Raw genomic sequence first — 14,336 nt, 5'->3', positions numbered from 1 at the left:
AAATGGATAAACACGCCAGTCATACAAACTGCTGACTAATCAAATAGTAATCCTTCAGCATCGATGTCTGTCAGTTGGATCATAGTGACAGGGAGTGTCGTCACTCCCTGTCTGTATTGTGACTATCTGTTTGTCGTATCAATATAAACTGGCTTTACCGGTAGAACCGAACAGCGCCATTTTATAGCGAATGACTTCTTTGGCCGCCTTGATGGGTTCCGGGTAAATGGCATTGGGATCCCACCAGGTTTCACGGCTGAGGATTTCACGTGCTTTTTTAAAATAGGCATATTTCATATCGCTGGAGATGTTTATCTTACCCACGCCGAGTGTCACGGCTTCGGCGATCTCCTCATCCGGATTGGCGGAGCCGCCATGTAATACCAGCGGGATTGACACGCGTTGCGAAATATCCCGCAGGATGTGCATTTGTAGCTCTGGCTTCAGGTCTTTCGGGTAAATGCCGTGCGCCGTGCCGATCGCCACTGCCAGCGTATCAACACCTGTTCGGTTGACGAAATCCTCCGCCTGTTCAGGTTCGGTATAGATGACTTTACTGACGCCGCCTTCTATTGTGGTGCCGGTATCGCCAATCGTCCCCAACTCTCCCTCAACGGAAACGCCGACGGCATGCGCCAGTTTGACCACTTCGGTGGTCAGCGCCACGTTCTCTTCATAAGGCAGCAGCGAACCGTCGATCATGACGGAGGTGAACCCACACTGAATGGCCCGCTGTACATGCGCAATAGACGCGCCGTGGTCGAGGTGAATCACAAAGGGCACTGGGCTGCGCAAGGTTCTTTCCCGTACATAGGCGAAGAACGTATCGGTAACAAATTCCAGTTCACTGGGATGAATGGAAATAATGGCGGGTGTATTGGTTGATTCAGCTTCTTCCACCACGGCACGGATAAAGCAGCTATCGGCGACGTTGAATGCGCCGATGGCAAAGCGATGTTCGCGGGTGGGTTTCAATATTTCGTGCATGGAAATCAACATGTTTTGTCTCCCTGTGTTGGATGATAGGTAAAGCTTTTCCGCATCAGTGAGGCATCACTGATGTGTCTTACATAAAACGGGTATGGTCAGGCGTTATGCTTTATTCGAAGCGCCGGACCAACTGAGATACTCACAAACCACGTCTCGGCAGGCGGATTCCATCCTGGTCAGCACATCAACCAGTTCGGTTTCAGGATGCTGTTGTAATGTCTGCTGTAGCATCGTTTTCCCTGCTTCAAAGACCGCCGCACCAACATTGATTTTGGCAACGCCATGGCGACTCACCCGGCGGATATCATCCGCCTTGGTGCCGCTGCCGCCGTGCAACGCCAGTGGCACTGTCGATGCCTGATGCAGGGCTTCAAGGCGTTCAAAGTCAATTTGTGGTGTCACGCCCGGGGGATAAATTCCATGGGCGGTACCTACCGATACGGCGAGCAGATCAATGCCGGTCTGACGGATAAAGGGGATGACATCTTCCACCTGCGTCATCTTCACGGCGGCATCATCCCGGTCATGCACTGGTGCGTCGGCGATATGTCCGAGTTCCCCTTCTACGCAGACCCCGGCGGTAATCGCCATTTGCACGACCTGATGCGTCTGACGAATATTTTCCGCCAGCGGATGGCTGGATGCATCGATCATCAGGCCAGTAAACCCGGCTCGAAATGACTGGCCGATCAGATCGAACGCTGTACCGTGATCCAGGCTCAGCGCGATCGGAACGGCAGCTTGCTGCGCCAGTGCACGAACCAGCGGCACGGCAAGATGCGGTGGGAAATGCTGGCAGTGTCCTTGGTAGACATTGAGAATCAGCGGAGCCTGTTGCTGTTCGGCGGCAGCAATAGCGGCCCGGGCGGTCTCAAGGTTGAAACAGTTGATGGCGAGCACGGCATACTGCCGTTGATACGCGTCATCAATGATGGCTTTCATTGGGGCATACATGGCGGCTCCTGTTTACTCGAGGGTGAATTTAATGTCTTCATCACGGACGCTGGTATCTTCAACATCGTCGAACTCTTCATCTTCCTGAGTGACGCGTTTCTTGAGCAGCGATAGCATCACGCCGCAAATGACCGTACCGATGCCTAATGCCAGGCAAAACATCAGCGGTTTGGTAAATAGCGGGACGACGAACATACCGCCGTGCGGCACCGGCGCTTCTACGCCCCAGACCATGATCAGCCCCCCAGCAATCGCTGAAGCAACCACGCAACTGGCAACGACCCGGAACAAATCGCGGGCAGCAATCGGGATCACGCCTTCAGTGATCATGCAGATACCCATGGGGAACGCGGCTTTTAGAGCCTCTTTCTCTGCTCGGGTGTATTTATAACGGGTCAGCAGGAAGGAGAGTGTGATGCCAAATGGCGGGATAATGGAACCGACAAACTTGACGGCTTCCGGGCCATAAACACCATCCACCAGCATGCCGTCGGCGAACAGTGACATGGTTTTGTTCACCGGCCCACCGAAGTCGAAAGTCGCCATGGCTCCCAGAATAGCCCCCATCAGGAACTTCGAGCCGCCTTGCATGGATTCAAGCAAATGAATCAGCGCTTTCTGTAGCCAGACGATAGGTTGGCCGATAAATGTCATCATCAGTAAGCCCGCGATAATGGTACTGAGCAGCGGCAGGATCATGATGGGCATCAGCCCCTGCATAGAGGCCGGAAGTTTGATATAGCGACGCAGCAGAAGCACCACGTAACCGACCAAAAAACCGCCGAGAATACCGCCAATAAAGCCAGTTTGAATCTGACCGCAGATGAAACCCACAATCAGGCCGGGAGCGAAGCCTGGGCGGTCAGCGATCGAATAGGCAATCGCAGCGCTTATCAGCGGAACGATCAAACCCATACCCCAGCCGCCAATCTGGTTTAACATCCAGGCAATGGTGCCTGTTTTCTCTGCGACACTGGGGCCGCCAATCACCTGCCCGAGGGCGATACAGATCCCGGCGGCGACAATCAGTGGAATCATCCAGGAAATACCCGTAAGGAGATGCCGTTTTATTTCCTGGCCAAGTGTATTATTTTTGCCGTTCATAATATTTTCCCCGAAAAATGGTTATTCAGGCACGTGCTAAAGAGCCGGCGACTTTTTCCAGAAACTTGACTGGAGATTTAATGACAATTTCCGTTTTTACCCGGACGATAGGTTTCCCTTTAAATCTTTCTTCCCCTTTTATTTTGATATCGACAGCCAGAATAACGACATCGGCTGCGGCTATTTCATCCGGCGTTAATTCATTTTCTGTACCAATAGTGCCTTGTGTTTCTACTCTGATAGCGTAATTCAAGGCTTTGGCGCCTTTAATAAGTTTCTCACGCGCGATATAGGTATGCGCGATACCTGCCGTACAAGCGGCAACACAAACAATATTCATTTTGAGCCTCGTCTTATGTAGGGTTTACAAGGTCTGTTTCTGCATACTGACTGAACAGTTGGATAATTTTATGGGGATCGGACTCGTCTAACAGTTGAGCAATCACCTCATCGTCGGCCAGCGCACTGGCAACCTGAGACAGCAGGCGAATGTGTGTCGTGTTCTGATCTTCCAGACGCACGGCGAAGAGGATAATGCAGCGGACGTGGCTACCATCCAGTGTTTCCCAGGGAATATCCCGAAGTGTGCGACCAATGGCTAACGTGGTTTGTTTCACCGCCGCTGATTTTCCATGTGGAATAGCAATATTATTTTCAAAACCAGTGGAACCTTCAGCCTCGCGTAACCAGACATCATGAATAAAATCCTGTTTACTGCTTATGGCGCCATCGGCATATAACAGATCAGTTAATTCATTAATAACTTCATCTTTATTCGTTGCGGTCATAGCCAACTTTACACGATTGGCATTGAGTATTTTGTTGATATCCATTAATCACACCTCATAAATAAAATTAAGAAAATGAATGATCGGCCGTGGGAGATTGATGAACGGCCTGATGCAATTTATTGGCGATGACTTTTTTTGTTACGCGCTTAATATCATCGTCATTAAAAAAGGCGGATACATAGACAATGGGTATCTGCTGTTCTTCCAGGTGAATGGTGGAAATAATCAGTTCAACATTTTCCTGCTGGCAAAAGGTCACCATATTACTGGCCGAAACAACACCGACAATAATCCAGTCAGGAAATGCTCTTAGAATACGGCTCTTCAGCAGATGCGATGTGCCGATTCCGCTGGAACAGACCACCAGGATACGCTTATGGGCAATCTTCTGTTCTAACGTTGCCTGAAAGTGGATTGTCAGATAACCAATTTCATCTTCGGTAATGGGTGCCAGCTGGAATTTATTACAAACCTCATTCATTGCTTGATGAGTAATTTGGTAAATATCCTGAAACTCATTTTTGATATCTTCTAATAAAGGGTTTCGGATATGAATGTGATATTTTAATCGGTTAAGTAGCGGCTTAATGTGAATAAGCAGTCCTTCATGCAATATATTGTCGTCACGTAAATCAAAGTGGACCAGGTTAGAAAATTCATGAATAAGTGTGCCAGTTATCTGACGTGATTCTTCGTTGGAGAATTGGTAACGAAGAAGCTGATTATCCTCTCGCTCTTCCATAACAATGCCGGAAGAAATGATATATTGATAAATAAACCAGACTTCATCGGAAGGTAAACGGTTATTGACGCGCTGTTCTATCCTGCTCACCATTTTTTTCGCAATAGAAAATATACGATTGTCAACCTGCTGATGAATATGATCTTCATCCATCATTAACGCTTTTCCCTGCGCGATACGGTGCATCATAATCAAGGTATGGGTGAAGATATTGATGTAATAAGGTTCACCAAGCGTATAGGAAAGCTGTTGTTCCATTTCCTGCAACAGTGTTTGCACAAAACCGACATCGTCTTCACCGAAATGGTTTGTCAGCGCTTTATAGCTGCCGGGATCGAGGCGAGAATGGTTAAGGTGACCGGGCTCTTTGTGCTGCATGACATCGTTGATTAACGAGACCATCGCTTGTCGCACACTGCTTTCACTGCCTTCAATATGTGTGCCGCTCTGGCTGCGAACCAGTGTTAATCCCAACGGTTGTAACCAGCTTTCGATGATTTTGAGATCGTTAACGATCGACGCACTGCTGATAAAATAACGTTCTGACAGTTTATTGATCGACGTCTCATGGGGGGTGTCGCTCAACAGTTGTGATGCGATTTTTATCCGTCTGGCGTTGTTAATCAACGCGTCGGTATCGCCGTCATCTACAACAATCTGCTGTTCCAGCAATGTTAAACCCCGATCATCATCGGAAGTCAGCATGATTCCTGCACCGACCTTTTTGTCTGGATGAATATTCCAGACAGAAAGGAAGGTTTCAACAAATTGCATATCGCGATAGACGGTCTTTTCTGACACATCCAGGTAATGTGCAATATTTTTAACTGTTACATACTCTTGATGCTGTAACAGATATTTCAATAATCGGTTCTGGCGCGAGGTAAGTGGCTGCATCATATTACCCTTATGTTGAGTTTCAGATTTTCTGATGCTTATAGTCGATTAGTTTCTTTAACTTATTTCCTTTACGGTTATTTTTAGTCGGTATTATTTCAGGTAATTCTGTAATGATTAATCTAGTTGCGATAGTAAATCACGACAATACTAAATTCTGTCCATAAGATGAGACAAAATTAAAACATTGCTTTCAGTATCCATTAATTGAGAACGTGATCACATTATTCGCCAAAATAAATAATTGTGACCTTATCCACATATTAATTATTACTTACATAATGACGAGTAAATAAGCATGTTGTTGCTATTTAGCGAATGACAGACTTGTTTTCCACCGCCAGTGTCCTGTTCCCTGTGACACAACATCACCAGATAAGGTACTATCCTCTCCAAACATACCGCTGTGTGGCGTGTCGGAAAGTTCAATAATCACGCCGCGATGTGAGGAAAATAAGATAAATGAGTGAGATAACTCATGACGGCGTAGAAAGCCTTGCGCTGCATACGTTTACTGAAAATGCGTATCTGAACTACTCCATGTACGTCATCATGGACCGGGCATTACCCTTTATCGGCGATGGTTTGAAACCCGTACAGCGCCGTATCGTCTACGCTATGTCGGAACTGGGCCTGAATGCCAGTGCCAAATTCAAGAAGTCCGCCCGTACGGTGGGGGATGTATTGGGGAAATACCATCCGCATGGCGACAGCGCCTGTTATGAGGCGATGGTATTAATGGCTCAACCGTTCTCTTACCGTTATCCGTTAGTGGATGGACAGGGAAACTGGGGGGCGCCGGACGATCCGAAGTCTTTTGCCGCCATGCGTTATACCGAATCCCGGTTGTCCAAATATGCCGAAGTGCTACTGGGCGAGCTGGGACAAGGCACCGTCGATTATTCCCCGAACTTTGACGGCACCCTGCAGGAGCCCAGAATGTTACCGGCTCGTCTGCCGAATATTCTGCTGAATGGCACGACGGGTATTGCGGTGGGTATGGCAACTGATATTCCCCCGCATAACATCCGTGAGATTGCCGCCGCCGCCGTAGCGTTGATTGATAATCCGCACGCCACGCTGGATGTACTGTTGCAGCATGTTCAGGGGCCGGATTTCCCGACTGAGGCGGAAATCATTACGCCACGTGACGAACTGTGCAAAATGTATGAAACCGGGCGTGGTTCGGTACGGATGCGTGCGGTCTGGAAACAAGAGGACAACAGTGTAGTCATTACCGCCTTACCGCATCAGGTGTCCGGGGCCAAGGTGCTAGAGCAGATCGCCAGTCAGATGCGGGCTAAAAAGTTGCCGATGGTCGACGATTTGCGCGATGAATCTGACCATGAAAACCCGACGCGTCTGGTGCTGGTGCCGCGTTCCAACCGTGTCGACCTGGAACAGGTGATGAATCATCTGTTCGCTACCACCGATTTGGAAAAAAGCTACCGTATCAATATGAATATGATTGGTCTGGATAGCCGGCCCAGTGTGAAAGGGCTGCTGGAAATCCTGACCGAGTGGTTGACTTTCCGTCGTGAAACTGTGCGCCGTCGTCTTGATTACCGGCTGGAAAAGGTGCTGAAGCGCCTGCATATTCTGGAAGGTTTGCTGATTGCGTTCCTAAATATTGATGATGTTATTCATATCGTCCGTACCGAAGATGAACCGAAGCCGGTATTGATGCGCCAGTTCAGTCTGAGTGAAATACAGGCTGAAGCGATACTGGAATTGAAATTGCGTCACCTGGCCAAGCTGGAAGAGATGAAAATCCGTGGTGAACAAAGCGATCTGGCCAAGGAACGCGATCATCTACAGGCGCTACTGGCGTCTGAACGGAAATTGAATAACCTGCTGAAAAAAGAGATTCAGTCTGATGCTCTGGCTTATGGCGACGAACGCCGTTCACCACTGTGTAAGCGCGGTGAAGCCAAGGCGATGAGCGAGCATGACCTGACCCCTTCAGAGCCGGTAACGATTGTGCTTTCCGAAATGGGGTGGGTACGCAGCGCCAAAGGACATGATATCGATCCTTCCGGGCTGAGTTACAAGGCTGGAGACAGTTTCCGTGCCGCCGCACGCGGCAAGAGCAACCAGCCGGTGGTCTTTATTGATTCCACCGGGCGCAGTTATGCTCTCGACCCACTGACGATGCCATCGGCACGTGGACAAGGCGAACCGCTGACTGGCAAGCTGATGTTGCTACCGGGTGCCTCCATCGAACAGGTATTGATGGCGGCTGATGATCAGCGGATGTTATTGGCTTCGGATGCTGGCTATGGTTTTGTTTGTACCTTTAATGATCTGGTCGCGCGTAACCGTGTGGGTAAAGCGGTGTTGGCGCTGCCGGAAAACGCGAAGGTATTGTCGCCGTTGGAAACTCATCGTGATGATGATCTGCTGCTGACCATTACTGAAGCAGGGCGGATGTTATTGTTCCCGGTATCTGATTTGCCGCAATTGTCGAAAGGAAAGGGTAACAAGATCATTGCTATCCCGGCCGCGCAGGCGGCCAGTGGTGTGGATAAAATCAACTGGTTGTTTATCCTCACACCGCAGTCATCCGTTACAATGTATGTCGGTAAACGTAAGCTCAACCTGCATCCGGAAGATTTGCAGAAATATCACGCCAGCCGGGGTTGCAAGGGAACGCTGTTACCACGTGGATTGCAGCGGGTGGATCGGATAGACGTGGATACGCCTGAAACGCCCAGTGACGGCAACAGTGAAGAGTGATTGTACCGGCAACGTGGAGTCAGGCGGGGGAAATAAAGTCGTGTTTTATCACCTCTTCTGTTTCTTCTTTTGGTGTCTTTCTCCTTATTTTCCGGCTGGAAGATAAGGTGTTTTAGGTCGAAGGATCACCGTGTTTTTATCGTGAAACCGCTGTATTAGCGGTGGCAGTTGGCTAATGAGGTTGTTATGTTATTCATTCTCCGGTTCCTGGTGGTGATGGTTTTTTCCATATTGGTCAGTGTTTTTGGTTCTGTTTACTGCCTGTTCAGCCCTAGAAATCCCCGTCATGTATCAACATTCGGCCGTCTTTTCGGGCGATTGTCTGTGGTTTTAGGCCTGAAAGTGGAACTGAGGGTGCCAGAAGCGGCATCGCATTACGGTAAATGCATTTACATTGCCAATCATCAGAATAATTACGATATGGTCACGGCGGCGAGTGTGGTGCAGCCACGTACTGTAACTGTTGGTAAGAAAAGTCTACTGTGGATACCTTTTTTTGGGCCGCTTTACTGGCTGACCGGTAACCTGCTAATTGAACGGGAAAACCGGACTAAAGCCCACGGCACGATCACCCAGGTGGTCAAACATATCAAAGAGCACAATATTTCTATCTGGATGTTCCCGGAAGGTACTCGTAGCCGAGGTCGTGGTTTGCTGCCGTTTAAAACCGGCGCTTTTCATGCGGCAATTGCCGCCGGGGTGCCAGTGGTGCCGATTTGTATTTCCACTACCAGCAATAAGATCAAACTTAATCGCTGGAACAATGGCCATGTGATCGTTGAAATACTGCCACCGGTTGATACCAGCACTTATACTAAAGATCAAGCGCGCAAACTGGCAGCCTATTGCCATGATTTGATGGCAGCGAAACTGGTACAACTGGATGCCGAAGTGGCAGAACGAGAAGCAGCAGAGAAACGTTAAATCTGAATAATATTGTCACTTTTTTAGCCATGACAGTTGTTGTGTCATGGAGGTAGTGTTGTCACTATTTTCTTCCTTAGGGAAGTGATGCATTTGCATACGGTTAATAGGTTTTCGGAGTCACTATGTCATTGAGCCGGCGTCGATTTTTGCAGGCTTCAGGTATCGCATTTTGCGCTGGGACCGTGTCATTAGCGGCCAGGGCCAATAGTACACAAAACGCATTACCTATTCCGCCATTGATTGAATCCCGGCGAGGACAACCGGTATTTTTGACGCTGCAGCAGGCGCACTGGTCATTTAGCGGCGGCAAGAAAGCCTTGGTCTGGGGAATCAATGGCCGATATCTGGGGCCAACAGTCCGGGTATTCAGTAATGACGATGTGAAGCTGATATACACTAACCATCTGCCAGAACCGGTAGCCATGACCGTCAGTGGTTTACAGGTACCCGGTTCACTGATGGGCGGAGCAGGGCGTATCATTCCGCCTGGTATGAATTGGTATCCAGTGATGCCCATTCGTCAGGCAGCGTCAAGCTGCTGGTATCACGCCAACACACCGAATCGGATGGCGCCGCATGTTTATAACGGTCTGGCGGGACTCTGGCTGGTGGAAGACCGCTACAGCAAGGCGTTGCCGATTCCCAATCATTACGGCCTGGATGATTTCCCGCTGATTATTCAGGATAAGCGGCTGGATAACTTTGGTGCGCCGATTTATGACTCACCCCGTCATGGCGGATTTCTCGGTGACATTTTGCTCGTTAATGGGGTTCAGAATCCGTTTATCGAGGTTTCCCGTGGTTGGGTGCGTTTGCGACTGCTGAATGCGTCGAATGCTCGTCGCTATGTGATGCGTATGAGCGATGGTCGTCCAATGCACCTTGTCGCTAATGATCAGGGTTTTTTACCCATACCTGTCACGTTAAACCAGATCTCATTGGCTCCTGGCGAACGGCGGGAAATCCTGATTGATCTGTCGCAAGGTGAGGAAGTGACGCTGATTACCGGAGAATCCGCCGGGATTATGGATCGCTTGCATGGATTGTTTGAACCATCCAATATTTTGATTTCCAATCAGATTTTAACATTGAAACCGACGGGGCTACTGTCGTTGGTGGCAGATAGCCTGCCATTGCATCTGATAGCTGATAATGTGGTTGAAGGGAATATCAGTCGTACCCGTGAGTTCAGTTTAGGTGACACCCTACCGGGTATCAATGGTGCCATGTGGGATATGACTCGTGTGGATGTTCAGACTCAAGTAGGGCTATGTGAACGCTGGCTGGTCCATGCCGACAAACCGCAGCCGTTTCATATTCAAGGCGTTATGTTTCTGGTCCGCAGTGTTAATGGCGGCAGAGTTCCGCCGGAAGACAGTGGCTGGAAAGATACAGTGTGGGTGGACACGGATGTCGAACTGCTGGTCTATTTCAACCAGGATTCATCAGCGCAATTCCCATTTCTCTATTACAGCCAGATACTTGAAATGGCTGATCGTGGTTCCACCGGACAACTGGTGGTACGGGATAACTGACATACCCGGCCGGCCTCGTTTGGGAAATGAGGCCGGTTTTTAAATCAACAGCCTAATCGCCAGGATTCCGGTTTGTTCGTGGATATGGTGGTTCTGGTTTCAACATGGTTTCCTCATCGTATCGTCATGAGCACCGGAGACATTAGTGCTGAAGTTAACTGCCCTAATTATGGTCATCACCAGCGGTGGCAAGCAGGTGTGTCAGAAACCGTTGCAGCACGCCGGAAGGCGTTTCGCGTTTGCGCCAGAACACACCGACGCTGCCTTTCTGCTCAATGCGTGGCAGGGGTAAAATCGCCAGTTGCCCTTGTGCCTCGTAACGTCGTGCCAGCCGCCAGGAGAGGATCGATACCATTTCACTGGCCTGTACCATGTTGAGGGTGACGCTCATGGATGAACACTCCAGGTAATTATCCGGCAACATGGCGCCATGCTCCACCAACGCATTGTCGATACTCACCCGGATAGGCGTACCCGTCGGCCAGACAATCCATCGATAGCTAAGTAATTCATGCCAACTGATGCTGTTTCGCTGCACCAACGGATGATTCCGCCCACTGACGAAGCAGATGGGTTCGGTATACAGCACCCGATAATTCAGCGGCAACTCCAGTGCCCGGCCGCCAACACGTCCCACTGCAACATCGATCTTGCCGGAGAGCAGACTTTGCAGCAGCGGTGTCATCACGTTTTCCACTACATGTAGCCGTAACGTCGGGTAGTCTGCCGTTAGTGGCAAAAGCGCCATGGCGACGCAATCTGTCGCCACCGGGGAGCAACCGACGATCAGGCTACCCTGAGACCCCTGTTTAAACTGCTCAATATCGACACGAGAGCGTTCCAGATCATTGAGAATACGCCGTGCGTGTTCCAGCATCAGCCGCCCGCCAGCGGAGGGACGCAGCCCTTTACTGTGGCGTTCGAACAATGTCAGGCCGATCTCCTCCTCTAATGCGCTGAGCCATTTTGATAAGGCCGGCTGAGTGATATTCATCATCGTGGCGACCTGCGAGAGGTTGCCTTGATCGCCGATGCACACCAGCAGCCGCAGATGGTGCACTTTCAACCTTTGGGTCCAGTCACTCACAGATATAACCTCCAGGTTATAGGTCGGGCTGAAATACCATTATCTTTTCATATCACCACGCAGCATAGTATTCACAATTTCGCAACATAACTCACAAAAACAACAATAAACACATCCTCAACCCTACAATCGCGAGGCTAAAAGATGAATAAACCGCGTAGCATGACAATTCAGGAAGTCATTGATGCGGCACCTGTGTCCGCCTTTCAGTGGCGGGTACTGGTCTGTTGCTTTCTGGTTGTCACTCTGGACGGATTCGACACCGCAGCCATCGGTTTTATCGCACCAGCCATTCGGCAGGAATGGCAGCTTGATGCGGCGCGCCTGGCGCCACTCTTCGGTGCAGGGCTATTCGGCCTGATGTTGGGCGCACTACTGTTCGGGCCATTGGCGGACCGCTTTGGTCGCAAGAACGTCATGTGGCTGAGTGTGGCGTTTTTTGGCCTGATGGGCGTGCTTTCCGCCTTTGCGCCTGACATGACCACACTAACGTTTCTGCGCTTTCTCACCGGGCTTGGACTGGGGGGCGCCATGCCCAACGCTATTACGTTGACCTCGGAATTCGTGCCTGCCCGCCGTCGTGCCGGGTTGGTTACACTCATGTTCTGCGGTTTTACGCTTGGTTCGGCACTCGGCGGCGTGGTTAGCGCCCAGTGGATCCCGGTGCTTGGCTGGCAGGGTATTTTGATTCTCGGCGGCACCTTACCGCTGGCGCTGAGCCTGGTGTTGCTGTGGCTCCTTCCGGAGTCGCCGCGTTACCGCGTGTTACGCGGCAAACAGCCGGAGAAAGTGGCTGAGGTGCTACATAACATCACGGGAAAAGACTACCACGACGTGACATTTCGGCTGGACGAAAACAAGGCCGTAACACACAGCGGAAAAAACGCCGTCACCGCGCTGTTCGCGCTGGGCATTCTCCCAGTCACGCTCTTGCTGTGGTGTGTGTTTTTTATGAGCATGCTGATCATTTACTCCCTGTCGAGCTGGCTACCGACCATGCTGAATAGCGGCGGTATTGATCTCCAGCATGCAGCCTGGGTGACCACTGCATTTCAGATTGGCGGCACCGCAGGCGCTTTGTTGATCGGCCAGCTAATGGATCGTTTCAATCCTTACTGGACACTGGCGATCAGTTACGCCCTGGGAGCTGTATTCATTGTCCTGATCAGCACCAGTGAAGGATCGCTATGGGCAATGTCTCTGGCGGTACTGGGCACCGGTATCGGCATCAGTGGATCGCAGGTTGGGCTGAACGCGTTATCCGCGTCGCTGTACCCCACTCACTGCCGCGCTACTGGTGTGAGTTGGTCGAACGCTATGGGACGTTGTGGTGCCATCATTGGATCGCTCAGCGGTGGAATGTTGCTGGCCTGGCAGATTTCTTTCCACGTGATGCTCTTGGTGATGGCCCTACCAGCCCTAACGGCCGCTATCGCCCTGATCATGTTGTGGATGTACGGACGACGCACAGCGTTCGCTGTTAACACCGCGCAAGTCTCCGCGCTCAGTAAATCATAAGGAGTCTGACATGTACGAAATTAATACTACAGCCACTGATCGTCGGGAACATTTTTATCAGGGAATCTCCGGGCTGAACCTGTCACCGCTCTGGGAATCGCTGCATCGACTGGTACCGCAAACGCCACATACACCTACGATGCCTGCCTTGTGGAACTATCAGCAGGTACGTCCTTTCCTGATGAAAAGCGGCGAACTCATTGGCGCGAAAGAAGCGGTTCGCCGAGTGCTGGTTCTGGAAAACCCGGCGCTGCGAGGCAAGTCATCGATCACCTCATCCTTGTACGCCGGGTTGCAGTTGATTATGCCGGGCGAAGTCGCGCCGAGTCACCGCCATACCCAGTCTGCACTGCGTTTCATCGTGGAAGGCCAGGGGGCTTTCACTGCCGTGGACGGTGAGCGCACCATGATGCATCCAGGTGATTTTATCCTGACCCCGCAGTGGTGCTGGCACGACCATGGTAATCCCGGCAACGAACCGGTGGTGTGGCTCGATGGTCTCGATCTGCCGCTGGTCAATTTCCTAGGTTGCGGTTTCGCCGAAAATTATCCGGAAGACCAGCAGCCGGTAATCCGCCCGATGGGGGACTACCTACCGCGCTATGCCGCCAACATGTTGCCGGTACGCTATCAGTCAGGAAATTCATCACCCATTTTCAACTATCGCTATGACCGCAGCCGCGATGCGCTGGAGCAACTCAGCCGCAATGGAGACCCGGACGAATGCGAAGGTTTCAGGCTACGTTATATCAACCCCGCCAACGGCGGCCATCCGATGCCGACCATGGCGACTTTCATGCAACTGCTGCCGCACGGGCTGACGACACAGCCTATCCGCGCCACCGATAGCACCATTTATCACGTGGTGGAGGGGGAAGGCCGGGTCACCATCGGCCAGGAGCAATTCATTTTCGCGCCGAAAGATATCTTCGTGGTGCCTTCCTGGATACCCCTCAGTATTGAAAGTCTGGCGGATACCGTGCTGTTCAGTTTTTCCGACCGCCCGGTACAGGAAGCCCTGGGGCTATTTCGTGAAAAACGTGGCTGATGCGCTA

At 50.8% G+C, this 14,336-nt stretch carries 12 protein-coding genes; 5 read left to right on the top strand and 7 right to left on the bottom strand.

All coding sequences use genetic code 11. From position 1 onward, the window contains the following. Positions 1 to 138 precede the first annotated feature (138 nt). The 6 genes from RS889_RS21125 to RS889_RS21100 all read right to left on the bottom strand — a co-directional run bounded on the left by RS889_RS21125 (position 139) and on the right by RS889_RS21100 (position 5,481). Positions 139 to 999, bottom strand: a complete 861-nt coding sequence (locus RS889_RS21125) for a ketose-bisphosphate aldolase (protein ID WP_021014199.1) — start codon at positions 997 to 999, stop codon at positions 139 to 141. Between the two features lie 93 nt (positions 1,000 to 1,092). Further along, positions 1,093 to 1,944, bottom strand: coding sequence for a class II fructose-bisphosphate aldolase (locus RS889_RS21120; RefSeq protein WP_315708621.1), 852 nt, complete (start codon positions 1,942 to 1,944; stop codon positions 1,093 to 1,095). Positions 1,945 to 1,956: 12 nt separating this feature from the next. Then, positions 1,957 to 3,048 carry a PTS fructose transporter subunit IIC gene (locus tag RS889_RS21115; RefSeq protein ID WP_021014201.1) on the bottom strand — a complete coding sequence of 364 codons (1,092 nt, stop codon included), beginning with the start codon at positions 3,046 to 3,048 and terminating at the stop codon, positions 1,957 to 1,959. A 25-nt stretch (positions 3,049 to 3,073) separates the two neighbouring features. Continuing rightward, positions 3,074 to 3,388, bottom strand: a complete 315-nt coding sequence (locus tag RS889_RS21110; RefSeq protein ID WP_290181393.1) for a PTS fructose transporter subunit IIB — start codon at positions 3,386 to 3,388, stop codon at positions 3,074 to 3,076. 13 nt (positions 3,389 to 3,401) lie between these two features. Further along, positions 3,402 to 3,881, bottom strand: a complete 480-nt coding sequence (locus tag RS889_RS21105; RefSeq protein ID WP_315708620.1) for a PTS sugar transporter subunit IIA — start codon at positions 3,879 to 3,881, stop codon at positions 3,402 to 3,404. Positions 3,882 to 3,903: 22 nt separating this feature from the next. Further along, entirely contained in the window at positions 3,904 to 5,481 is a 1,578-nt protein-coding gene (locus RS889_RS21100; protein ID WP_315708619.1) for a BglG family transcription antiterminator, read from the bottom strand. Between the two features lie 459 nt (positions 5,482 to 5,940). On the opposite strand from RS889_RS21100, the gene parC reads away from it, so the two are divergent. From parC to ftsP, 3 genes are all read left to right on the top strand, one after another. Further along, positions 5,941 to 8,214, top strand: a complete 2,274-nt coding sequence (gene parC / locus RS889_RS21095; protein WP_315708618.1) for a DNA topoisomerase IV subunit A — start codon at positions 5,941 to 5,943, stop codon at positions 8,212 to 8,214. Positions 8,215 to 8,400: 186 nt separating this feature from the next. Beyond that, positions 8,401 to 9,138 carry a 1-acylglycerol-3-phosphate O-acyltransferase gene (locus RS889_RS21090; protein ID WP_315708617.1) on the top strand — a complete coding sequence of 246 codons (738 nt, stop codon included), beginning with the start codon at positions 8,401 to 8,403 and terminating at the stop codon, positions 9,136 to 9,138. 125 nt (positions 9,139 to 9,263) lie between these two features. Further along, positions 9,264 to 10,676, top strand: a complete 1,413-nt coding sequence (gene ftsP / locus RS889_RS21085; protein WP_315708616.1) for a cell division protein FtsP — start codon at positions 9,264 to 9,266, stop codon at positions 10,674 to 10,676. 163 nt (positions 10,677 to 10,839) lie between these two features. Here ftsP and RS889_RS21080 read toward each other — a convergent pair whose 3' ends face one another. Next, entirely contained in the window at positions 10,840 to 11,763 is a 924-nt protein-coding gene (locus RS889_RS21080) for a LysR family transcriptional regulator (RefSeq protein WP_315708615.1), read from the bottom strand. A gap of 144 nt (positions 11,764 to 11,907) precedes the next feature. On the opposite strand from RS889_RS21080, the gene RS889_RS21075 reads away from it, so the two are divergent. Both RS889_RS21075 and gtdA read left to right on the top strand, forming a co-directional pair. After that, the gene (locus RS889_RS21075; RefSeq protein WP_315708614.1) at positions 11,908 to 13,281 is read left to right on the top strand and encodes an MFS transporter; all 1,374 of its coding nucleotides are present in this window, start codon (positions 11,908 to 11,910) and stop codon (positions 13,279 to 13,281) included. Between the two features lie 10 nt (positions 13,282 to 13,291). Beyond that, positions 13,292 to 14,329, top strand: coding sequence for a gentisate 1,2-dioxygenase (gtdA, locus tag RS889_RS21070; protein ID WP_315708613.1), 1,038 nt, complete (start codon positions 13,292 to 13,294; stop codon positions 14,327 to 14,329). The last annotated feature ends 7 nt before the right edge of the window (positions 14,330 to 14,336 follow it).

Origin of the sequence: Brenneria uluponensis (assembly GCF_032395385.1) — a bacterium.
In the GTDB taxonomy this organism is placed as follows: Bacteria; Pseudomonadota; Gammaproteobacteria; order Enterobacterales; family Enterobacteriaceae; genus Prodigiosinella; species Prodigiosinella aquatilis.
The sequence above is the reverse complement of the archived record's forward strand: the minus strand, read 5'-3'. Positions and strand labels throughout refer to the sequence as shown.

Coding starts and splice junctions, on each gene's coding strand:
- RS889_RS21125 (WP_021014199.1), bottom strand. CDS start 999: ATGTTGATTTCCATGCACGAAATATTGAAACCCACCCGCGAACATCGC.
- RS889_RS21120 (WP_315708621.1), bottom strand. CDS start 1,944: ATGTATGCCCCAATGAAAGCCATCATTGATGACGCGTATCAACGGCAG.
- RS889_RS21115 (WP_021014201.1), bottom strand. CDS start 3,048: ATGAACGGCAAAAATAATACACTTGGCCAGGAAATAAAACGGCATCTC.
- RS889_RS21110 (WP_290181393.1), bottom strand. CDS start 3,388: ATGAATATTGTTTGTGTTGCCGCTTGTACGGCAGGTATCGCGCATACC.
- RS889_RS21105 (WP_315708620.1), bottom strand. CDS start 3,881: ATGGATATCAACAAAATACTCAATGCCAATCGTGTAAAGTTGGCTATG.
- RS889_RS21100 (WP_315708619.1), bottom strand. CDS start 5,481: ATGATGCAGCCACTTACCTCGCGCCAGAACCGATTATTGAAATATCTG.
- parC (WP_315708618.1), top strand. CDS start 5,941: ATGAGTGAGATAACTCATGACGGCGTAGAAAGCCTTGCGCTGCATACG.
- RS889_RS21090 (WP_315708617.1), top strand. CDS start 8,401: ATGTTATTCATTCTCCGGTTCCTGGTGGTGATGGTTTTTTCCATATTG.
- ftsP (WP_315708616.1), top strand. CDS start 9,264: ATGTCATTGAGCCGGCGTCGATTTTTGCAGGCTTCAGGTATCGCATTT.
- RS889_RS21075 (WP_315708614.1), top strand. CDS start 11,908: ATGAATAAACCGCGTAGCATGACAATTCAGGAAGTCATTGATGCGGCA.
- gtdA (WP_315708613.1), top strand. CDS start 13,292: ATGTACGAAATTAATACTACAGCCACTGATCGTCGGGAACATTTTTAT.